14 protein-coding genes, 1 tRNA gene and 1 pseudogene are annotated in these 20,678 nt (G+C 58.6%); 8 read left to right on the forward strand and 8 right to left on the reverse strand.

Features of this window, described 5'->3' with window-relative positions; translation table 11 throughout:
- Positions 1–122 precede the first annotated feature (122 nt).
- Positions 123–1,760, reverse strand: coding sequence for an alkaline phosphatase family protein (locus tag KJQ96_RS32600; RefSeq protein WP_213290435.1), 1,638 nt, complete (start codon positions 1,758–1,760; stop codon positions 123–125).
- A gap of 231 nt (positions 1,761–1,991) precedes the next feature.
- Here KJQ96_RS32600 and KJQ96_RS32605 point away from each other — a divergent pair, with 231 nt between their 5' ends.
- Both KJQ96_RS32605 and KJQ96_RS32610 read left to right on the forward strand, forming a co-directional pair.
- Positions 1,992–2,438: a hypothetical protein gene (locus tag KJQ96_RS32605; RefSeq protein ID WP_213290436.1), complete on the forward strand. Its 447-nt coding sequence runs from the start codon at positions 1,992–1,994 to the stop codon at positions 2,436–2,438.
- A 32-nt stretch (positions 2,439–2,470) separates the two neighbouring features.
- The gene (locus KJQ96_RS32610; protein ID WP_213290437.1) at positions 2,471–2,863 is read left to right on the forward strand and encodes a hypothetical protein; all 393 of its coding nucleotides are present in this window, start codon (positions 2,471–2,473) and stop codon (positions 2,861–2,863) included.
- A 56-nt stretch (positions 2,864–2,919) separates the two neighbouring features.
- Here KJQ96_RS32610 and rlmB read toward each other — a convergent pair whose 3' ends face one another.
- A complete protein-coding gene (gene rlmB, locus KJQ96_RS32615) occupies positions 2,920–3,747 on the reverse strand; it encodes a 23S rRNA (guanosine(2251)-2'-O)-methyltransferase RlmB (protein ID WP_213290438.1) in 828 nt (275 codons plus the stop codon).
- Positions 3,748–3,953: 206 nt separating this feature from the next.
- Here rlmB and KJQ96_RS32620 point away from each other — a divergent pair.
- The 3 genes from KJQ96_RS32620 (at position 3,954) to KJQ96_RS32630 (ending at position 6,783) form a co-directional block, all read left to right on the forward strand.
- Positions 3,954–4,039: transfer RNA gene (locus tag KJQ96_RS32620), tRNA-Tyr, on the forward strand.
- Positions 4,040–4,267: 228 nt separating this feature from the next.
- Complete coding sequence (locus KJQ96_RS32625; RefSeq protein WP_213290439.1) at positions 4,268–5,479, forward strand: hypothetical protein; 1,212 nt, start codon at positions 4,268–4,270, stop codon at positions 5,477–5,479.
- Positions 5,480–5,958: 479 nt separating this feature from the next.
- A complete protein-coding gene (locus KJQ96_RS32630; protein ID WP_213290440.1) occupies positions 5,959–6,783 on the forward strand; it encodes a hypothetical protein in 825 nt (274 codons plus the stop codon).
- Between the two features lie 935 nt (positions 6,784–7,718).
- Here KJQ96_RS32630 and KJQ96_RS42240 read toward each other — a convergent pair.
- From KJQ96_RS42240 to KJQ96_RS32650, 4 genes and pseudogenes are all read right to left on the reverse strand, one after another.
- Positions 7,719–7,829 (reverse strand): annotated as a pseudogene (locus KJQ96_RS42240) (hypothetical protein); the annotation flags it as partial.
- Positions 7,830–8,871: 1,042 nt separating this feature from the next.
- Entirely contained in the window at positions 8,872–9,717 is an 846-nt protein-coding gene (locus KJQ96_RS32640) for a hypothetical protein (RefSeq protein WP_213290441.1), read from the reverse strand.
- Between the two features lie 40 nt (positions 9,718–9,757).
- Positions 9,758–9,952, reverse strand: a complete 195-nt coding sequence (locus tag KJQ96_RS32645) for a hypothetical protein (RefSeq protein WP_213290442.1) — start codon at positions 9,950–9,952, stop codon at positions 9,758–9,760.
- Complete coding sequence (locus KJQ96_RS32650) at positions 9,949–10,134, reverse strand: AlpA family transcriptional regulator (RefSeq protein ID WP_213290443.1); 186 nt, start codon at positions 10,132–10,134, stop codon at positions 9,949–9,951. Before KJQ96_RS32650 ends, KJQ96_RS32645 begins: the two co-directional genes overlap by 4 nt.
- 426 nt (positions 10,135–10,560) lie before the next feature.
- Between KJQ96_RS32650 and KJQ96_RS32655 the strand changes: the two genes are divergently transcribed.
- Complete coding sequence (locus KJQ96_RS32655) at positions 10,561–10,956, forward strand: DUF1127 domain-containing protein (RefSeq protein ID WP_213290444.1); 396 nt, start codon at positions 10,561–10,563, stop codon at positions 10,954–10,956.
- A 722-nt stretch (positions 10,957–11,678) separates the two neighbouring features.
- Positions 11,679–13,589: a hypothetical protein gene (locus tag KJQ96_RS32660; protein WP_213290445.1), complete on the forward strand. Its 1,911-nt coding sequence runs from the start codon at positions 11,679–11,681 to the stop codon at positions 13,587–13,589.
- Positions 13,590–13,849: 260 nt separating this feature from the next.
- Here the strand turns inward: KJQ96_RS32660 and KJQ96_RS32665 are convergent, their stop codons facing one another.
- Both KJQ96_RS32665 and KJQ96_RS32670 read right to left on the reverse strand, forming a co-directional pair.
- Positions 13,850–14,122, reverse strand: coding sequence for a hypothetical protein (locus KJQ96_RS32665; protein WP_213290446.1), 273 nt, complete (start codon positions 14,120–14,122; stop codon positions 13,850–13,852).
- A gap of 32 nt (positions 14,123–14,154) precedes the next feature.
- The gene (locus tag KJQ96_RS32670) at positions 14,155–14,595 is read right to left on the reverse strand and encodes a hypothetical protein (RefSeq protein ID WP_213290447.1); all 441 of its coding nucleotides are present in this window, start codon (positions 14,593–14,595) and stop codon (positions 14,155–14,157) included.
- A 611-nt stretch (positions 14,596–15,206) separates the two neighbouring features.
- Here KJQ96_RS32670 and KJQ96_RS32675 point away from each other — a divergent pair.
- Entirely contained in the window at positions 15,207–20,201 is a 4,995-nt protein-coding gene (locus tag KJQ96_RS32675; protein ID WP_213290448.1) for a hypothetical protein, read from the forward strand.
- Positions 20,202–20,678 lie beyond the last annotated feature (477 nt).

A 20,678-nucleotide genomic window follows, 5' to 3' on the forward strand; every position in this document is an offset into this window, starting at 1 on the left:
ACCATGCACATGTACGCCGCAAGAAAAAACGTGCTCGAAAATCGCGAAATAACCCTCATTTTAAAGGGCGAAATGTTTTTCGCGACAGAAACTAGACTAGGGCGATAGCGACCGCTTTCTTCTCAAGTCTTGATCCCGATCTTCTCCCTGATGGCGCCGAGCTCGGCCTCGTCCCAGATGCCGATCAGCACGCCGTTCTTGACCTGCAGTTGCTGGGCTGCATAGGCGGCGATTTTCGCATTCGGCGTGGTGATGTGCATCTTCGGGTGTAGCGCCCAATCGAACAGCTCGGCTTGCAGCCGCGCCACGATGTCGGCGCAGGCCGGGTCGGCGCCGTGATCGCAAAATTCCTGCGGATCGGTTTTGAGGTCGTAGAGCATCGGGCGGAAGCCGGAGGCGTGAATGTATTTCCAGCGGCCGTCGAACACCATGAACAGCCGGCAGCGCTCGATCGGCTGGTTCAGCATCACGCGGACGTCCTGCATGGCGTAGTCGTATTCCGAGAACACCACCTTGCGCCAATCGGCAGGCGGCGCGCCATGCAGCAGCGGCACCAGCGAATGTCCTTCCAGGATATGATCCGGCGGCGTGGCGCCGAAATAGTCGATGAAGGTCGGCGCCAGGTCGATCGCCTCGACCAGCGCATCGCTGACCGTGCCGCGCGTGGCGTCGGCGGCAGGCGAGGGATCGATCACGATCAGCGGGATTTTCGCCGATTGTTCGTGGAACAGATCCTTCTCGCCCATCCAGTGATCGCCGAGATAGTCGCCATGGTCCGACGTGAACACGATCATGCTGTTGTCGAGCAGGCCGCGGCTCTCAAGGAACTGCATCAACACGCCCATCTGGTCGTCGATCTGCTTGATCAGGCCCATATAGGTCGGGATGACCTTCTCGCGCGCCTCGTTGCGCGACATGTTGCGCGAATAGCGCATGTCCATATAGGCGGCGAACACCGGATGTGCGTTGGCGCGCTCCTCCTGCGACCGGATCACCGGCTGCACGTCCTGCGGCCCATACATGCTGGCGTAGGGCTCCGGCGCGATGTAGGGCCAGTGCGGCTTGATGTAGGACAGATGCAGGCACCAGGGACGGCCGTCGTCCTCGGCTTCCGCGATGAACTCCATGGCGCGCCGCGTCATATAGGGCGTCTCGGAGTGCTCGTCGGGCACGCGGGCGGCCTTGTCGGCGTGAACCAAAAGCCAGCCGTTCTGCAGGCTGCCGTCCTCGGCCGCGCCGGAATTGGCCCAGTGCTCCCAGGGATTGGGCGCGTCATAGCCATGCTGGCGCAGATAATTGTCGTAGGCCGGGCGCGGCCGTCCCGTCGGATGCAGGCCGTCGTCGCGCTCATAAGGCTCGAACCCGCATTCCGACACATGCACGCCGATGATCGAGTCGGCGGGGATGCCGAGGCTCTTCAGTCCTTCGAGATCGGGCGCCATGTGCGTCTTGCCGACCAGCACGTTGCGGACGCCGATCTTCTTTAAGTGATCGCCGAGCGTCGGTTCGCCGACGCGCAGCGGCCAGCCGTTCCAGTGCGAGCCGTGCGAGCGCATGTAGCGGCCGGTATAGAACGACATCCGCGACGGGCCGCAGATCGGCGACTGCACATAGGCGTTGGAGAACAACACGCCGCGTCTGGCCATCGCATCGATGTTCGGCGTCTTCAGCACAGGGTGTCCGGTACAGCCGAGATAATCGTAGCGAAGCTGGTCGCACATGATCCAGAGCACGTTCTTTGCAGGCGTTTTGGCTGTCATCTCAGGCATTTCGGCTGGCGTTGGGAGCGGGCTGGATGGTGCGATATGCCAGCGCAAATGACAATCGAGCGGGCGGCCCCCGAGGCGTTAACGTTTCGATAGCGCCATTTCTCGCAATTGAATGGCGATCCACGGTTGCGCGTTAGCCTTACCGGCAATTTGGCCGATGGCCTTAACCCCTGAACCGGCATGTTGGATTAAATTGGGACGGTAGAAACCGGATCCCAAGCGATGCGCATCGGCGTCACACTGGCACTTTTCGTCGCGACGAATTCGACCGCCTTTGCCGGCGGCGGCTTCGAGATCGTGATTCCGGGCCGTCCCGGCGTTCCCGTCATCATCAACGGTGTCGATGCATCCTATGCGGTGGTCGAGGGTGACTGGGGCCTCGGCAAGGGCACCCATGTCGAGCCGACTGTCTACGGCGGCCGCTATGTCGATCCGGTCCCGCGCGTTGGTCATTACTATCCGAGCGCCGGCCGCATGCCCGGTTACGGGCGCCTGGAAATCGAGCCGCCGGCGAATCGAAGGTTGCCGCAACCGGCCGAGAGCTACCATCAGTCCTGGTCGGCGCAGTCGGCACCGCTGCCGGCGCAGTCCAACGTGCCCGTCGATCCACCCGAAATCATCTACGCGCCGCGCGATGACAGGCGATGGCCGCATCAGCTTCCACGCTAAGAAGACCAAGCAAATACGAACAGGAGAGAGTAATGCGTCACATACTTAAAGCATTGATCGCGGCAGTGGCCGTCATGGCCGCCGCACCCGCGATGGCCTGCGGTTACGTCCCTTGCGCAGCGCCGGTCTATGTCGCGCCGGCCGTAACCTACGGCTATGCCGGCTGCGGCCCCTGCGGCTGGATCCGCGAGCGTCTGCCTGATCCGGAGCAGCAGTATTACTACGTCAACCAGGGCCCGACTTATACTGGTCCAGGCAATTTTGCGCCTTATCCGGTCTATCGCGAAGGCGCGATCTCCGGTTACGGCTATGGCTACAACCGTTCGTACTACGGCTATCGCGCGCAGCGCTACTACCACCGGAACGGATACCGTTACACGGGGCGTTATTACCATGGCCGCCCCGTGCTGCGCCGCTACTACTGATCTGATCGATAACTGAAGCCTTCAGCGCCCGTTTGCTTCCCGCGAGCGGGCGTTGTTCATTTCATCAGTCCGAGCCGGCTCGCGCCGATATAGAGCGCCAGCACCGCGGCGTTCGAGACGTTCAGGCTCTTGATCTCGCCGGGCATGTCGAGCCGCGCCACCGCGCGGCAGGTTTCGCGGGTCAGCTGCCGCAGGCCCTTGCCTTCGGCGCCCAGCACCAGCGCTAGCGGTTGTTGCAACGGCACGGCGGCGAGGTCCTCGGTCCCCTCACTGTCGAGGCCGACCGTGAAGAAGCCGCGGTCGTTCAGTTCGGTGAGCGCGCGGGCGAGATTTTGCACCGTGACCAGCGGCACCAGCTCCAACGCGCCGGAGGCGGATTTCGCCAGCACGCCGGTTGCTTCCGGGCTGTGGCGGGCGGTGGTGACGATCGCTTTCACCGCAAAGGCCGCCGCCGAGCGCATGATGGCGCCGACATTGTGCGGATCGGTGATCTGGTCGAGCACCAGCACGATGCCGTCCTGCGGCAGCGTGTCGATATCAGGCGAGGGCAGGGGATCGGCCTCGGCCAACAGCCCCTGGTGCACGGCGTCCGGCCCGAGCCGCTGGTCGATCGCGTTCGGCCGGACGATTTCCGGAGCAACGCGGGTGTCGATATTCTCGTCCGCCAGCCGCCGGGCGGCATTTTCGGTCAGGAACAGCTTGCGGATCCGCCGTTCCGGGTTGGCTAGAGCAGCCGAGACCGTGTGCCAGCCATAGAGAATCGCCGGCCCGTCGGAGCTTGTTTCCCGGTCGCGCCGGCCCGGCGGACGGGCGAATTTCCGCCCTTTTTCGAAGGGTTTGCCGCCGCCGCGGCGGAACGGCGGTTTTCGGTCGCGATCGCTCATGGGGAGCTTGTGTCACGGGGGCCCGAATATGGCAATTTGGCCTGATCGAACCTATTTTTGGTGGGCGGCGTTGGTTGACTTTGCCATCCCGCTTCGCCCATAAACGCGCCGGTCGTAGCCGGTTCGAAACGGGCTTTCGGCCTCAGCGTCATCCTTGGGTCCGGTCCTCCGCCACTCGGGCGGCCGGTTCGGTGACGTTGTCGGACGGGGAAGTGTCCCGAGTGGCAAAGGGAGCTGACTGTAAATCAGCCGCCGTATGGCTTCGAAGGTTCGAGTCCTTCCTTCCCCACCAATAATTTCAATGGCTTAGGTAGGAAAATCAGCTGCCGCCACGCGCGGTAGATTTTCGAATGCTCCTGAGCCCCACTTCAAGCCCCACCAATTTGCCTGCTACCTCAACTTAAAAGACTGGGTTGCCTGCATCTTCTTCGAGTGCCAGCCCAGCTACCGCATTTGTTGTTCAGCAAGCGTGATACTGGAACTCCGTTAATAGGGAAGCCTCCCACCCCCACCTTGCATCATGATCATCATCTGCGACAAATCGACGATCCAGGGTCTCAATGCGGATCAGGCGTTCTGGTTGGGAATCCATTATCGGGCGAACGTCGTCCCGATCTTCCTGACCGAGGTGCTGGCTGATCTCCATAAACCTCCACCGGAAGGTAGAACGGCAGAGGATGTAGTTGCCAAGATATCGGCGAAGGTGCCTCAGCTCGGCGCGTTTCCGAATGTCCACCACGCGACATTGGTGCTGGGCGATCTGTTGGGGCATCCGGTCGAGATGATCCGGGTGCCGGTCATTCCTGAAGGGCAAATCGTTGAAGCAGGAGGCCGCGTCGCAAGCTATTACGGCGAGATGCCGGAAAGCGCCGCCGTGAGGCGGTGGCGAAAAGGCGATTTCTTCGGTGTCGAGCGAGACTATGCCAGGGCGTGGCGCGAGGCGCTCGAAAAACTCGACCTGACGGCTATTCGGAAAGCAGGGCAGGCGCGCGGGGTGTTAAAGTTCTCGGACTTCGCGGCGGTGAAAGCTGCGGCAGATGACATAGCGCTGGCGAATGGTCGGCGGTATATGGTCTTCAAGGCCGCGCTGGACGCGCTGAACATTCCGGAGAGCTACCGACCTGCAATCTTGAAGCGTTGGAAGGAGCAAGGCGGTCCGGCGTTGAGGGACTTTGCGCCCTACGCCGACTATGTGTTCCGCTGTGAGATTTTCTTTCACTTGGCGATTGCGACAGGGAAGATCGACGCGGTGCGCACCTCGAACCGCAATGACATGGCCTACCTCTTCTATTTGCCATTCTGTAGGGTGTTCACCTCGTTCGACCGCTTACATGCGTCAATCGCGCCGTTGTTCATGGGCGAAGATCAGACCTTTGTGCCAGGCCAACTGCTAAAAGACGATTTGGCTAAGCTCAATGCGTACTACCGAGCGCTCCCCGAAGAGGTCCGGGCAGCGGGAGCGATGCAGTACGCGGCATACCCGCCGCTCGAAGGCGACTACCTCACGAGCAGACTGTACGATCGATTTGAGCCAGGTTGGCGAGAGCACGCCAGAAATCCGATCAAGTTGACGCCGGAGATCAACAACAAGGTAATGGAACATCTAGGGCCAGTGCTCGATGCGATCGAGCGGGGCGAAGGAGCGCCGCAGGGCGTGCCCCGGACCGAAACGAAGGATGATATCTTTACGTTTACGGTCGATCGCAAGTCTGATCCAGAGAAGAAGCTTTAGCGCAGGAAAGCGCAAAACTGAGCAAGCAATTTAGGCCAAAACCCGTCGTAACCAATTCAAAAACGATCAGCCTGAAGGTGTCGTGTGTATGGACGGCGAGCAGCACGTCATCGTAATAGACTGAAGGAGACCGCGCGCGCTGTAGCGGATGGCGGACGCTAAAGTCCTGATCTAAACTGGCGCCCCTGCAACACGTCAACCATTGATAGGGCACGCCATGAAGGACGGCACCGCAGCATATGTAGACTGCTTTCGCGACGGCAAACTAATCCGCACATATGACTTCCTTTGTCCAGTTGGCCAGGTCCCCACCGCGCGGACACCCGACGAAGTGCTTATTCAGGAAGCAAAGAATAACCTCTCCAACGAGAGGCTTGCCAACCCGCCCTTTACCAGCATCACGTTTAAGGTCCGCCGCTAAGCGTTAAAGACATTGCGTCAAGGCTGAGTATGCTATCTTGCGGGAAGGGGGCGAGACCTTGAACTTTGAGCGCTTTGCCGGGATGGCGTCCGCCGCCGCAATCGTACTGATCTTCGCGATCACGATGTGGACAGGACTTTGGGGGCCGCTCTGGCAAAATATCGGGGGCGCAGAGATTCTGAACCTCTTTGTCGCAATCATCGGCTGGGTTGTCACAGTCGGCATCGGCTGGCGAGCTTTCGTCCTGTCCCAGCGCCAGATCGCTCTCGCTCAAAACCAGATCTCTCTTGCTCGGGATCAGATGGCGATTCAGCAAAACCAAATCCGCGAAGCGCAGGCCGAATTGGCTCAGGCGAACTTCCTCCGGGCCAACGCCGAAGTCGACCAGCTTGGTTACGACATCGACACACTGAAGACGGCTTCCGGTTATCTCGGAAGGTTGGTTGCGCAATTCCCGCAGGGGACAATCGATGGTTGGACCAAGGCGCTGCTCCATGCCCGCCGAATTGGCGTCGATGCGTTGAGCCAGAGCGCAGCCAGCGCTCCCTTTGGTTATGGTCCCCGAGTGATGACGGTCGTAAATCGCCTGCAACGGATAGGCGATGTCTTGTTCGAGGAAACGACATTGAAATCAGTGCCCATCGAGGGTGCAGCTATGCTTTGGGACCCTCACATCAAGGGGGCAATCGAAGGAATAGCCAATCTTTCCACTCAGATCAGAGAAGAAGTGCCCAAGCGTGAAAAGATGTTGCTGATGCTCGCCGACCGGCGAGACATTCTTGCCGATCAAGCGACCAAGCTTGCGGCTCGCGCAGGAAAGCTCTCGCCGGGTCGCCCGACACCAATAGCGCCTGGAGAAGATCACGAGCGAGCAATCAGCTAAGATTGCAACGATTTGCGGATGCATCGAACACTGCTTTGCCTTTCAAATTTTCTGCGACGACTTCGTTCGCTACGCTGATCCCGAGGATATGGTCTGAAGTTTGGACAGATCGGTCGATGTGATTTTTGATGCGACCCGTTTGCAGAGTTTCCTAGCGTTGCGAAAATTGGACGAGTTACTTCGTTCTGCTAAGAGCAGAAAGAATGCGGTCAGGCAGCCCTTAGTGAAAGTTTTTCGAGGCCGTGCGGGGGTCGCCAAAACCATTATCACGCCCCGCGGTCTTCTTTGAATGGCATGACCAGCACAACAGTGCAGGTTGCTTGCATCAACGATCCGCCCACCTTACGCGACACCCTGTGATCCAAATGTCTGAGTAGCTTTAGCGATGTCCCGGACACCAGTCGAGTTGGACCGGGATATCCTCCGTCAATGGATCAGAGGAGTCTTTGTACCGTGCCCATTCATCAGCTTCGGCTAGCCAGTACTCAAATTCTTTCTTAGCGATTTGAGCACGCTCGCGGCACATGGTTTCCAAAGCTAAGAATCGCTTCCTTGAATCCACGGGGCGGCCCCTCGAACTGATTTACAAACTGTAATCCTCTTGAGGAGGCCGGATACTTACCGTTCTGTAATAGACTTGACAGTTTCGTGAGTGATGATCTGGACGCACGTCAATCTGAGTCAGAAGTTGCTTACTTATTTGTCACTGGATGTCACCGGTCGCCTGAATTAATGCGGCCAGCAGATGCGATACTTTTTTCATATCTTTGACGGTTCAGAACTCCATCCTGATGTAACCTACCAACTCTTGAGAGCGCAAAACGCATGGCCCAAGTCGTCGCTGATGAACTAAAAAAAGGCGGCCAGTTTTCGCAGTCGAGTTTGGTAATCGTTGCGGACGCGGACGATAAAATACTCTTCGAGTGTGAAGCCTCCTAAAAGAGAACGCGTTGCACGGGGTGACCAAAGCCACCATCATGCTTTGCCGTCTTACGTGAGTGGCACGGGTGACAGAGCCAATGAAGATTTCTCGCGTCATCGGTGCCGCCAGTTTTGCGGCCAGCTTATGGTCGAAGTGGTAACCTGCCTTCCAAGGCCGTGAGCAGCCCGTGCAGGGCGTATGCGAAGTAGAGGCGCGCAGGGCTTGCCAATCCGTGCCATAACCTCTAGCGCTGGGCCGACCTGCCTGCCTACGCCGCTGACATATGCACATAGCGCACCACCAGCCACGCGATAGCCACACGCGCAGATGCGTGAGTGCTTCATTTGATTATTCCAGTTTGATTGTGCACGCGAACCGCCTGGTCATGCGATTGCCATTGTCATGCCTCACAAGACCCGCTTTACAAAAACCGGAGCAAAAATGGCTAGGGCTAAGAAGATTGTTCGTCGCGAGTGGACCAAAGCGGACGTGAAGCAATTAAAGACAATGGCGAAGGCGAGAGTCGGAGTTACTAAGATATCCAAGTCGCTGAAAAGGACTCCGGGCGCTACCTCCGTGATGGCGGCCAAGCTTGGCGTGTCGTTGTCGATGCGACCCTAAATGCGTGAGCAGAACCGGGCCCAGGCACGGTACATCGGCGTAGCCAGCCCGTTCCGTGAATTGGTGGCTACGTGCGGGGATGACGCACCTAGCCGGTGACCATGGAGAGGATTTGAGACTCACACTGTGGTCAATGGATATTCAAGCCACCCGGTTACACAGGCCGAGCGCGTAAAGAAAAGCCGTCGCCGCTCTCAACCCGGCGACGGCTTGTTTCTGCTATCTTATCGCTGAGTGCGGTTCTTGATATTGCGTCGGGCAAAATCCGCTCATAAAGACCGATTAGTTGCTGCGGTGATGAGTCTCTTTTTGGCACTTCTGCGACTTCCTACGACGTCCGCTATTGCGCCGCTATTGGCTGACAAGCCGACGTCAGGCGTGCGCGTGATGGTTATTTTCGATAGCGCAGCACCAAGATCAGCATGGGTCATGTCACGACCGCGCTTCCTCCGCACGACGGCGACCTTCCGCGTAACGTGACTTGCCGCACACCAGCCCGCTAATTTCGACGAGATGGTGCAAGGCGACTTTAAGCGCCCCACGCGTCACTGCTCGCGCGGCCAGTGCGATTTGCCCATAGCGAAGCCGGGCGGCAAATGGATTTCAGACAGAGGATGCTCGATGCGTCCGGGCCTGAAGTTAGTCCGCTCGACAACAATCTCGCGCACTTCGAGCACCGGTTTAAGGATAAGCTCTCGGCCAAAATAGTTATGGCGCTCCGGCGTAACGGGGATTGCCTTGCCCGTGTCAGGACTGATAGTCGCTTCGACTACCGCTTCGCGTGCGGCCTCCGCTTGATACTTCACCCGTTCGGTGTCGGGCGGGCTGGCAGGGTACTTAAAGACCCAGCACAGCCGCTTCTCGCGCTGTTCACTTGCCTGCCGGTCGGGCTGCTTGCGGTGCGCAACATCGGTGTTGCGTACAGGCTCGAAGCCCGGCGTGTGTCGGCCAAGCTCGTTGACCGCGTTAGCTTCGGCGTTCATCGCGTCAAGACGCGTGAGCACATCCGCAATCGCAGCGGCGTGTTCATCGTAGGAGCGAAGAAGAGTGGCGGCTTCAACCTCGACCGCCTTGCGGGCGGCTTCAACGCGAGCACGAAAGCGCTCGGCTTCGGCCTGCTTCTCGACTTCCGCCTCTGCCGCGAGCGCTTCGGCATGCGCTTCTTCGAGGTCGGCAACACGAGCCTCGGCGCGGTCGGCGGCGCGACGTTGTGCCTGGTACTCGGCCTCGGCCTTGATGTGTTCGGCATCATTCATGGTCGAAAGCCCAGCCAGTGCGGCCCCGCGCTTGGCGACAGCGGCGACGTGCTCAGCGCGCGCCTTTTCGATCTCGGCAGCGATGGCCAGGGAAGTGGGAGCTTTCTTTCCGAAGAGGTGATTCAGAATATTCATTGCCGGTTAGCCTTCGTAATGGTGCGGGGGCGGGGGGTGATCAGCGATAGTTGGCGAGAGCTTCGCCGATGCGAAGCCAGCGATGGTAAGTCGTGTGCTCAACGTGCGCTGCGAATATGAGATTGTGCGCCATGCCATGCCGCGCACGGAACTGTTCATCAGCGAGCGCTCGGCGCGCCGCTGCGAGGTCGGTAGTCGCAGCCTTAAGGTCCGCAAGAAGTCTGGCGCGGCTCATTGGGCGGCTCCGACCTTGTGTTGCGCAAGCCATGCGTCAAATGCGGCTACGCTGTAGCGGCAAGAGCCACCGACCTTCACGAACTCAGGGCCAATCCCGCGTTCGGCATAGTTTTTGAGCGTATTCGGCGAGAAACCGCCGCGCGATGCGATCTTGCGTCGGGAGAGAAAAGTTTCAGACATTTCGACCTCTAGCAAAAGTCACAAGGGGTTCGGCCGCCGAAGCGCCCCGCTGAACTTTGTTTTTGCTTTGTCAGAGCGATAGTGACGCGAGTAATGTGCGCAATCTGCTCAAAGTCGTCAGGCCCGTTTCGGTATCCCTTACCGATACAAGGCAGACTTCGCGTCGGGTCAAGCCAGCTCGCCTCTAGGGTGCGAGTAGCACCGGCACACCCCCTGATTTTGCGCGATCTCCGTGGTAACTACGCTTCGTGATGAAAACGTCGTGCGCATCGTGGACCCGTAAAAACGTAACCCGCTCTCGCTGGGCCGTGGAAGGAGTCGTGCGCTAGGATTTGACGACGCGATCTTTTTACCAGGCCCCGCCGGCATCGGACGGGGCCTTTTGTTTGGTCACGCTCCCTGCCGGCACAACAGCAGGAGCATCCGATGTCACCCCAGCAGACGAACCTCACATCCGAGACCGGGCGCGATGCCGCAGGGCTCCGCCTCGACCTCGCCATCGCTTTGGTGAAAGACGCCCCGGGCAATGCTTTGGCCGAGGCGTGCCCCGATGCCTCCGTCGCGGCGCTGAGAGACGCTTCCTCGGAAAAGGAAGCGGCTGGACCACCAGTCGCATCGACGCGGAGCGTCTTGAGTTTGCTCCAGGGATATTGGCGTGCGTTCAGAAAACGGCGCCAAGCCGAGAGTTTGCACAACCTGAGTGACAGAGAGCTGGCGGATATCGGCCTGACACCCAGTGACATCGACCACCTCGTCGCTCGCCGAGCTATTGAGAGGCTCAGAGATGGCACAACGTATCTATGGCTGTCTCGTGGTGTGTGATGGTAAGTCACCGCCTGTTCTGCACTTTTACTGGCAGGCAGTCTGGCGGATCAGTGAAGCGTGATCCGCCACTTTTCTACAATCGTCGTGACATGGCGGATTGCGCTAACACCGATCCGCCATCGAGCTGCGACTCGCGACCAACACACTTGTTGATGGTGCCATCTTCTTCATCTGCTAAGGTCTCAAGGGGCAGTGGAGGCGAGCATGGGCCGGCGTCCGGTCTGCCTCTGATTGTGTTGCAAAAGTCGATTTTCGCCGATGGCCAAAATTCTGCGGGCCGTGGGCGCGACTTTCGTGTACAAGATGTGAGGGACCTCACGGCCTCACGCAAAATTCACAGGCGACTTCGGTAACGCGATTGAGGTCATACGAATCAGCGAACGCTCGCCGCTTAGTGTTTTCGCGAAAAATCGTGAGCCCTGCAACTTTCGACTTTTGCAACAGTATCCCTCTATCAGCCGACATGACAGCGGCTTAAGCGCTGTTCTGCTTGGGGACAAGAACGGAATAGTTACTGCAAACAAGCGGAATGGGTGCTGACGTGGGGACGGTCGATATATGTTGGATCGTAGCCACATGCTGAACCGCCAGCATCCGGCGCCGCGGTCGTTTATGCCGTCTGAGACACTACCGTTGATTGTTCAAATATTGTGACACTAAGGTCTGTGTGTTACATTGAGGTAATTTCTGGTGCTTGTATGAACTTGCGAGGTGTGAGTATGCGCACCATCGTGTTCTTTTTCATGATTGCCGTCGGACTCGCTTGTGGCACTTCGAGGGTAAGCGCTGCTACAAATCCGTGGTGCTTCGGTGTATTTCCAGTTGATATAATGGACTGCAAGGACCGACGCTTGCGCGCACTTCATAAAAGAGTAGGTGCGCTCCATGAGGAGGCCCTCTCTCGGGCAAAAGGAGCGAAGCGACAGGCGCTACTAGAAGAGCAAAACTCATGGTGGAGATCCCGCGGCGCAAAATGCGGCGTGCGCGTAATAGAATGGGTCACCGATCAATCTGCGCAACGGGCGCGGCCTTGCCTAGCCCGCGTCTACCAGGCTCGCATTACTCGACTTTCGCAATCTTTGACTCCGAATGAGCCCGAGAGCGACTCCCAGACATCCCTCCATTCTGATACTGCCAAGAACGTCATTGCCTGCTACAAAGCTGGCAACGAAACCGTCGCCGACATGTACGCCTGTGCTGGTGTCTGGGTCACCCCACGTATACTGACGTTGTGTTTCCTTCAAGCCGATTGTCCAGTCATCGATGATAGGATCAATGCAAGCTCAGTTGTTAACAACGCGCTCGGTCCGGACAATCTCAATACGAAGCTTTCAATCGAAATGAAGTACGTCCTTTCGGTCCCGAACCGTAGGGATATCGAGGAATGCAAAGGCACTGGGTCAGCGACTGTTGAGTGCGTCGCACCTAGAATGATTCATGAGTCGATGAAACCTTTGACGGATTGCGGCACAATAACGGAGGACAAAGGCAAAGCCCTTTGCCTAAGCAAACAGGTTTCAAAAGAGCTGCTTTCAGTGACTGAATGCATGTCGGCCAAGGGGGGCGGCACCGCAGCATTTTCCGAATGCACCGAGAGCCTACCTTGGGCCAAGGTCCAAGATGTTCAAAAGTGCGCCATCAGTGCATCGGCAAATGCCAAGGTCGATTGCTTGCTGGTCGGCGCTGACCCTGCTCAGCGGGAGCTGGCCAAGTGTCTTTCCAGCGCCTCAGGTCAAGCAGCTGTCGCACTTGATTGCCTCAGCAAATCAAATCCGCAAATGGCGGACAAAATAGCTGTTGCTTCCTGTGCGGCTAATGCTGTCGACAAGACAGCCGCTGCATCGTGCTTCACGACCGTTTTGGACGGGGACGCTAAGAAGATCGCAGAGTGCGCTAAGGGCGGAAAGGACAAGATGGTGTCTTGCCTCCTAGGCGACAGGCCCGAGTACAAGGCTGCTGCTCAGGCCGTAGCGTGTGTCCAAGGGGGCCGGGATGCGAGTTCCCTCATTACCAATTGCAGCGACTTCTTAATCAAAGACCCAAAGGCTCGCGCCGTGCTCGCGTGTGCGGCACAAGCCTCCGATAGCAGCAAGCTCGCAGCCTGTGCGGCATCGACGGTGTTGCCTCCCGAGGTCGCGCGCTACGCTGCGTGCGCTGCGACCAGCCAGGGGGGAGCAACGAACTTCGCGCTGTGTGCGGCAGGATCCCAAATGAACGAGGAATGGCGCATTGCTGCAGAGTGCGCCGTACAATCAGGTGGTGAACCCTTCAGTTTTGCAGGATGCACCGCCGGACGTCTTACGTTGAGGGAACTCACAAAGTGCTTCACTGGCGGAAGCTGCTACGGTCCGAACAATACCATTGTCAAAGCGTACACCAATGCTTTCAATGATGTTTTGCATGGTCCTGGAGCCAACAACGAAATCGTCGTCGCGTTGGGCAAACTTCGCGAAGCGACAGGCGGCCCGAACTCGGTGATTAACAAACCTGAGCAGATCTTTGGAGGCGAGAACTCTGTGTTCCGCAAGCCACGTCAAATTTTCGGGGGTGACCACTCGGTAATCAATGAGTTTATAGATAAACCCTTAGGCGGGAGTTGTTCCTTGGTTCGTCGTCCACTCGGCTGCTGATGACCGCGCGTTCGGATCGTTCCGTAAACGTTGTGGCATTTTCGATCGGTTTCACTCTGCTCAACGGAGTGCGCTTGCTTAATTCGGCGGGCTCAACGTGTGATTTTGCGTTAAGTTGTGCGTAATAGCTGCCATCGCGGGATGTCCGAAAAGGGTCACGAGCGGTAATGCTGTAACCGATCAGAAGCTTTCCGCTTGGCCGTCAGAAGCCGACATGCCCTAAAGCTCGATGTCGCGCATCTTCGCCAGCACGGGGTTCTTCATAGCGCGAACCACCGATGCGACGGCGGCGTCGAAGCGAACCGCTGCTCGATCTGCTTTGACTCAAGGAGTTGTTGCGTGGTGTCGTTCAGGCGGCGCAGGTCGAACTCGTCGTTCACCATCTTATTGAGTGCCGAACTGGTCACGCCAGCCGAGGCCGCTTCCTTGATCCACCGGCGGACCTTCAGGTACTCGGCCTGCTTATCGTTGAGAGCCAGGATCGTTGCGTTTGGCCGGACTCTCGTGATTGATTCCCAAACTGGCCACAACAATGGACTTGCCGGAACTTCTTCGAATCCACGCCCTAAATCGTTGAGGCTGCGCTTTCGCCGGCTCGCTGTTGCGGAGTGTTATCGTTGTCGTGGCGTAATCGACGCGTGTCATGCTCAGCCAGCACAGCAGCGCGTTCGTCGGCGCGCATGCGGAGTAGCTTTTGCTCAACGCCGATGTCGATCAGTGCGGCCCACGTCTGCGGGATATTCATTCGCAGCTTGAGCGCGAGGGCCGTGAGTTCGCCAGCGAGTTCGGCGGGTAGCGCTTCGAGCGAGGGGACCGGACAAAAGCCGAACCCAAGCGTTGCCAGCGCAGCTTCAAGGCTTTCCAGGCCGGGCCGGTTCTTACGTCGCCACGCCTTCGTAGTGGCCCGGCGGACCCCACTTCGCTCTTCCAGCGAGTCATACGTCATGCGCTGCCGCGCCATCTCGGCAAAGACCAGCTTCACATGCGGCCCGACGTGCTCGGGCATCGTAACGGTGCGGGGATTTTTGCGACCCTTTCGCGGGGCGGGGGAAATTAGCGCAGTTCGAAATTCGGCGGGATAAAGCGGGGGAGCGGGCATCGGCAGTATCCTGAGGCGATTGAACCGCCTCAAAGATCAGGGAAAGAGCGATTCCGATACAGCCCATTGCAATCGCCTTTGCACGTGGCCCCGCATCACAGGCGCAAGACGATCCGAGAACAACAACCGACCTCAATTTTTTCGCGCCTAGAAAAATGAGGCGGTCGCGCGTCACCCGCATGGGGGAGCGCCCCGGAAGGACCCAAAGCTCGTCAAAATGCATGGCTTTAACTGTGGTCAGGTCAGCGGGCTCTGGTCGTAGCACCGCATCTACAGATTTGCTAACGACACCAAACGAATCGTTTCGAGCATGTCCTCTCAGTCGGAGCAGCGCGGGCTAAAGGTGCCGATCCATTGACAGACGGTCGGCCGGCTCTCACATTCAACCTATGGCAGAAGAAAAGGATAGCGCGAGAGGGTCCAGCCCAGCCTCCCGCGGCGGCGCTGGAGTTTACATTGAGGGCGAGCTCGGTGCCTACTATCTCCTGGCTATGCTGGCCGGCACGGAAGCTCGAGGAATGCCGGGTGCGAAGATAACCGGCGTGCGCTTCCAGGGTGTCGATCAGGGCTTCGCAATGGATGACCTGATTCTCGAAGGGGTTGGTTCGGGCGGCGACGCGCTAATCGAAATTCAGTCCAAGCGAGATATCACCTTCTCCCCAAAGGATGCGACGTTCGCAGAAGTGGTGGCGCAGGTCGCTCGCAGCCGATCGAGGAACGTGCCGGAGGACAGGCATCTACTGGCTGTTGCGACGCAACGACAGAGCAAGTCTATCACGGGCCCCTATCAGGACGTTCTGATCTGGGCACGCGCAGCGGAAAGCAGCGGCGATTTCTTTGAGAGAATTGAGGCCAAAGGCATTGGAAGCGATCCGATGCGCACTTTCGTCGCAACGTTTAAGGCGAATCTTCTCGCCGCAGGTGTAATCGATGATAACGATGTCGTTTGGAAGTTTATCCGACGCTTCGCGATCCTCGTTTTCGACTTCGAATCGACGGCGCCACTTGCGCGCCTCCATGCTCTGGCGCTGGCGAGGCAGGTGCTAGCGGATGAGGATGTCTCGCGCGCGGAGAGCCTTTGGAGTGACCTCATTGAGCTTTCGATCGCCATCGGTAAAGTCGGAGGTTCGACCAGCCGAGATGACCTGCGCTTAAAGCTTGTGGAGCGCGGCTACCGTCTTGCAGGAGATCGAGACTATCGATCGGCACGCGCTCGGTTGGCGGACTTGGCTAGGATGACGCTAGCCGGCATTGGAACAACAGTAGGGGGAATTAACCTTTCCCGCCATCAAGCGATCGCAGGCATAAACGAGGCGTTCGATGTGCATAGATTCGTACAATTGCGCGGAGGGCCAGGCGTAGGCAAATCGGGCGTCCTGAGACTGGTAGCTGAGCGCTTCGGGCGAGAGGGCCAACTGATCGTTCTCGATCCGGTCTCGACCCCAACTGGAGGATGGCTCGGGTTTGCACAGGCGTTAGGCGTTCCCGGCCCAGCAAGAGATTTTTTCAACGACTTGGCCGCCAGCGGCGGTAGCCTGATTGTCATCGACAGCGTGGAGATGTTCGCCGATCTTGGTCGGCAACGCACCGTTAACGAGCTTCTGCGCGATGCGGCAGCCATTCCAGGCTTTCTAGTTCTCACAACCACACGTGCCAATGACGATGTCGGTGCAGGGGACTGGATGGCGGAGGATGTGATCGAATCGTTCGGCGGGGTCCATTCCGTTGCTGTCGGCGAGCTAACCGACGAGGAGGTGAAGGCTCTGTCGGAGAAAGCACCCGAACTGCGGTCGATCCTCGCGCCAGGACATCCAGCCGGCAACATCGCACGCAACCTCTATAGGCTATCGCGGCTTCTCAAAGTACCGGCGTCCGGCGAGTTCCGGACGGAGGCAGCGCTTGCGAGCCAATGGTGGTCTACCGCAGACAACTCGGCCAGCGTATCCATAAGGGCTGGCCAGCGCATTATCGCCAATCTCGCGGAGATCAGCTTAGCCGGCGGTTCTCTCATGGAGTTAACTGAGGACTCTGCTGCTCGCTCGCATCTCACCAGATCGCTGACGCTTACCGAAGTCCGTCGCGATCAATTAGGATTCTATCACGATGTCCTGCGAGATTGGGCGATTGGACATCTTATCCACGAGGATCACGCAAGGCTTTCGCGCGTGGATCTTACCGTGCCGGCCTCGCCGCGGGTCGCGCGTGGTATCGAGTTTGCCGCGCGTTTTGCTTTAGAGACGTCGAGCGACGGCTCCCAATGGTTAAACCTGCTCGACCGATTGTCTCCGGCGGGAGCGCATAGCTCTTGGCGGAGGCACGGACTACTCGCGATAGTTCGCTCCGAAGCTGCCAAAGACCTTCTGGATAGGGCCAGCGAAGAGTTGCTCAGGCGTGGTGGCGCGCTCTTCGTTGAACTCGTCACGGCGATCGGTGCCGTGGAGACTATATCGACAGCCGAGTTCTATGCCTCGATGCAGGTAGTGACCGACAAACCACTCCCAAAGTCGCTGCGCACTAACACGACCGGATCAGGTTACAAGCTGCTCTATTGGGTGTTGACTCACGCGAATAGTATACCGATCCAGGCGATCGATGCCGTCGTCAATCTCATCCAGATTCAGATGCAGTTGATCTTGGCGATGCCGCGGCTGGCGTCGCCAACCGCGACCATGCTGTTCAATTGGCTGCGTCAACTCGACGTGCGAAATGCGACAGTCACGATCCCGACCGATCTGACCGCTGGGCGATTGGACAGCGACGTTCGACGTCGAATGGTTGAAGATCTCCGAACTATGGCACTTCTGTTGTCCGTGCATTCGCCGGACGAGGCCAAAGCCTACCTCCACGAAATCGACCCGGAGCGTGACACTTACAAAGTTAAGGCGATACGGCAGTTCAGTACAACGTTAGTCTCGGCTGCTCCGGCTGAATTGGCCGATCTGATAGTCAATAGCCTCATCGAGAGGCGAGGCCATAAGTCTCGTTATGGCGCAGCGGGTGATCGGGCCTTCAGCTATGCCGACAGCGACTACCTGCCGGCTTCGCCGGCTCAGCCGCCGTTCTTGAATCTCCTGCTCGCGTCGCCCGAGCACGGACTCGCGCTGGTGCGGCGCCTCGTGAGCGCAGCGGTAGACTCTCACAGTGACGCGAGAGAGGCCGGCAAGAACGGGTTCACGGTTGTATTCGATGACGGTCCGCGCTTCTTTCCCTGGACCCAGACCTATTTTTGGTCCCGTGACCAAGCGCGCGAGTATTCGGCAGCCTCTGGCCTCAAGGCACTTGAGGCGTGGGGGCATCGTCGTCTGGACTCGGGTGAGCCAGTTGAAGCGGTTCTCTGGGACGTTCTCGGCCCTGTTGGTAGTTGCGCGGCGTACCTACTAGTTGCCGTAGATGTTTTGCTATCCCATTTCCCGGCGACGCGATCGGCCTTGGTGCCCTTCCTCGCCAGCCCCGAGCTTCTTGCCATCGAACGGCAGCGCCGGGCCCTTGATGGAACAGGTCGCGGGGGCTTCGTGATAGGCGACGAGCCCTCTGGGACCGTGACGCTTGCGGACTTGCAGGCCAAGCCGTCGCGCAATGCATCGCTTGAGGACGTGCTACAATACTTCATCTCCACCGATATCGAGGCGCAGAAGTTGAGAGATCGTTTACGTGCCGCAGTCGAACTGCTTGAGCCGTATGATGAACACGCTGATTTCGCTACGCCGGAGTTCATGGGGCGCTACGCGCAGAACGTTCTGAATATCGAGAATTGGGAGAAGGTTGAAGGAGGCTATATTTATCGATCGCCATCGGTTGAAGCCGCGCACCTTGAGGGGCTCAATGCTCGCCGAGTGCGCCTAGTACGCGAAAGCGAGATGGAAGCACGCATTGGGCTTGCTATCGATGGCACGGAGCATGCGACGCCAGAGACGGCGCGGGACGCCGTCGAGCATGCCAGCGGCATGCTGCCGGACGGTAGTGATACTGACTCATTGAAGTCCCGATCGACCCGATTGATCGCAACCGCGCTTCTTGTCGCTCGTGATGGCGCCGATGACCTTCTTGATGCACATGAGGTATGGGTACGGGAAGTCATCAGACTGTCGCTAGCGGAGGAAGCTGACCGCTATTCCGGCTCCCGCAAGAACCTGCGTTATAACCGCCCGGCGCTCGGGACCCTCGCACTCCTCAATCTCTGGCGCAGGCGAAATCTAAAAGCAGATCGCGACGCGTTGGTCTCGATTGCCACGCGCAGAGATGGAGCTGCAGTGCCGGCATTTACCGCAGCAGTTTCCATGATTGTGGGCAAGGATGCTAGGCTGCTAAAGGCAGCAATGCGCACGGCGTTGACTGGATGCGTCCGGCGCTGGCATCCCTACGATGAGGACGAGACCGTGCAGCAGCGCTTCGAGAAGGAGCGTGAGGCAACCGCAAGAGCAGCCGTAGCTGCAGAGATCGATTGGCTTGACGGTGGCGTGGAGCCGGCGTGGCCGGCTTTTCCGGACGAGAAACCGGTCTTAAGAAACTCACATCGGATTCGACTTCCCGGAGAAACGGAGCCGGAGATTGACGAGGACTTTGCCGAGGAGATGGTCGACGGCGCCGCAACGATTCATCTCGAAAGCCAGTCAGCGGCGAAATGGCTTCGGTTGCTCAACGAGCCTGCCGGCAAGAGCGTCGGCTGGGCTGCCGAAATCGTCGGAGCTTACTCCGGCTGGAGCAGCAGAATAAACGGATCAAGGCTGCCAGCGAACGCCGAGGTGGACCACTTACCCAGCGAATGGAACGCGGAGTTCTATGCGCTGTTCGCCAAGGCGTTGATGGATGCGGAGCCACAATATTTTGATGGTCTCATTGGGCAGGTCATGAACCTCCCGGACAAGTCCTTCTGTCATGTCGCCGAGACACTCCTGCATGCCGCCGATGTCCTCTACTTCAACGAAGCATCGCGGGCGCCGCAGTTGCCGGTGGAGCTGCGCACGCGGATAGCGACCCGAGCGATGTTATTGAGGCGTTGGCAATACAACTATGCGCCGGGCGACCTGTCGATCGACTACGATACGGGGGGCGTCGTCGCGAAAATCTTCCTTAATACACATGACCCGTTCCTGGGTACGCGCAGCTATCTCGTACCGGCGGTCGCTGATAGGCTGGACCCGCTACTTGAGCCGATGCGCCCACTCTTGTCAGGTGGGCCAACGAGCTTCGTCGCCCTGTGTACGATGAACATGCTGATGGTCACGCCGCGAGCAAGACACTTGGACTTCTTGCTCGCGGCAGTTGAGGCTTGGTTCGACCGATTGCGCTCTGACACCAGCGTTTGGGGTACGCTCGGGGTCGGTCGGAAGGTCGTCGCGTGGTTCGAGGCCGTCGTGCTTGAGGACCCGGCTCTCTTGGGTCCCGCCCATCCACAGAGAGTGCGCATCGACCGCGTCCTTGGCCAGCTCGTCGCGGTCGGAATTGCAGAAGCCCACGAGCTTGAAAAGCAGGTTGAGGGCGTCGCGGCGAATATCTCGGAAGGCCGTCCCTAAGCGCACATCAGCAAGAAGGGCGAAATGTTTGGTAGGCGATGCTTCAACTTTAATCAGTCAACTTTATAAACAACAACCTAAGTTTATCATCTTGCATCTAGGATTGTTGAGGGGTCGCGCGTCACCCGCAAGGGGGGCGGCCCTGGAAGGACCCAAATCGAAAGAACGTTACAGAAAGACGCTGTTCACGAGCAGACAGAAAGCGATCAAACGAACGATGCCACTATACCACTACACTTCAGTGCTCCCGTGGCCGTGCCGCTAATGCTCTGAACTTCCTTCCGCTTCCGGCGACATAAGGGACATTGCCGGACTTGTTGCTGGCCCGGTCCCGTCGCGAATACCTCGTTGCGGACCTTCGCGGCCTCAATCGGAACGGCGCGGGCAGGACTTCGTCCGCTGTCGTTCTGGCGCGACAGGCCAGACTTGCTCGCCACCAATATCACTCCTGATCCGTCCGCGCGATCTTTAGCAGCG

The sequence above is a fragment of the Bradyrhizobium sp. sGM-13 genome (genome assembly GCF_018398875.1).
Classification (GTDB): Bacteria; Pseudomonadota; Alphaproteobacteria; order Rhizobiales; family Xanthobacteraceae; genus Bradyrhizobium.

Coding starts and splice junctions, on each gene's coding strand:
- KJQ96_RS32645 (WP_213290442.1), bottom strand. CDS start 9,952: ATGAGCCGCGCCAGACTTCTTGCGGACCTTAAGGCTGCGACTACCGAC.
- KJQ96_RS32640 (WP_213290441.1), bottom strand. CDS start 9,717: ATGAATATTCTGAATCACCTCTTCGGAAAGAAAGCTCCCACTTCCCTG.
- KJQ96_RS32675 (WP_213290448.1), top strand. CDS start 15,207: ATGCCGGGTGCGAAGATAACCGGCGTGCGCTTCCAGGGTGTCGATCAG.
- KJQ96_RS32670 (WP_213290447.1), bottom strand. CDS start 14,595: ATGCCCGAGCACGTCGGGCCGCATGTGAAGCTGGTCTTTGCCGAGATG.
- KJQ96_RS32655 (WP_213290444.1), top strand. CDS start 10,561: ATGTCACCCCAGCAGACGAACCTCACATCCGAGACCGGGCGCGATGCC.
- KJQ96_RS32610 (WP_213290437.1), top strand. CDS start 2,471: ATGCGTCACATACTTAAAGCATTGATCGCGGCAGTGGCCGTCATGGCC.
- rlmB (WP_213290438.1), bottom strand. CDS start 3,747: ATGAGCGATCGCGACCGAAAACCGCCGTTCCGCCGCGGCGGCGGCAAA.
- KJQ96_RS32650 (WP_213290443.1), bottom strand. CDS start 10,134: ATGTCTGAAACTTTTCTCTCCCGACGCAAGATCGCATCGCGCGGCGGT.
- KJQ96_RS32625 (WP_213290439.1), top strand. CDS start 4,268: ATGATCATCATCTGCGACAAATCGACGATCCAGGGTCTCAATGCGGAT.
- KJQ96_RS32600 (WP_213290435.1), bottom strand. CDS start 1,760: ATGACAGCCAAAACGCCTGCAAAGAACGTGCTCTGGATCATGTGCGAC.
- KJQ96_RS32605 (WP_213290436.1), top strand. CDS start 1,992: ATGCGCATCGGCGTCACACTGGCACTTTTCGTCGCGACGAATTCGACC.
- KJQ96_RS32660 (WP_213290445.1), top strand. CDS start 11,679: ATGCGCACCATCGTGTTCTTTTTCATGATTGCCGTCGGACTCGCTTGT.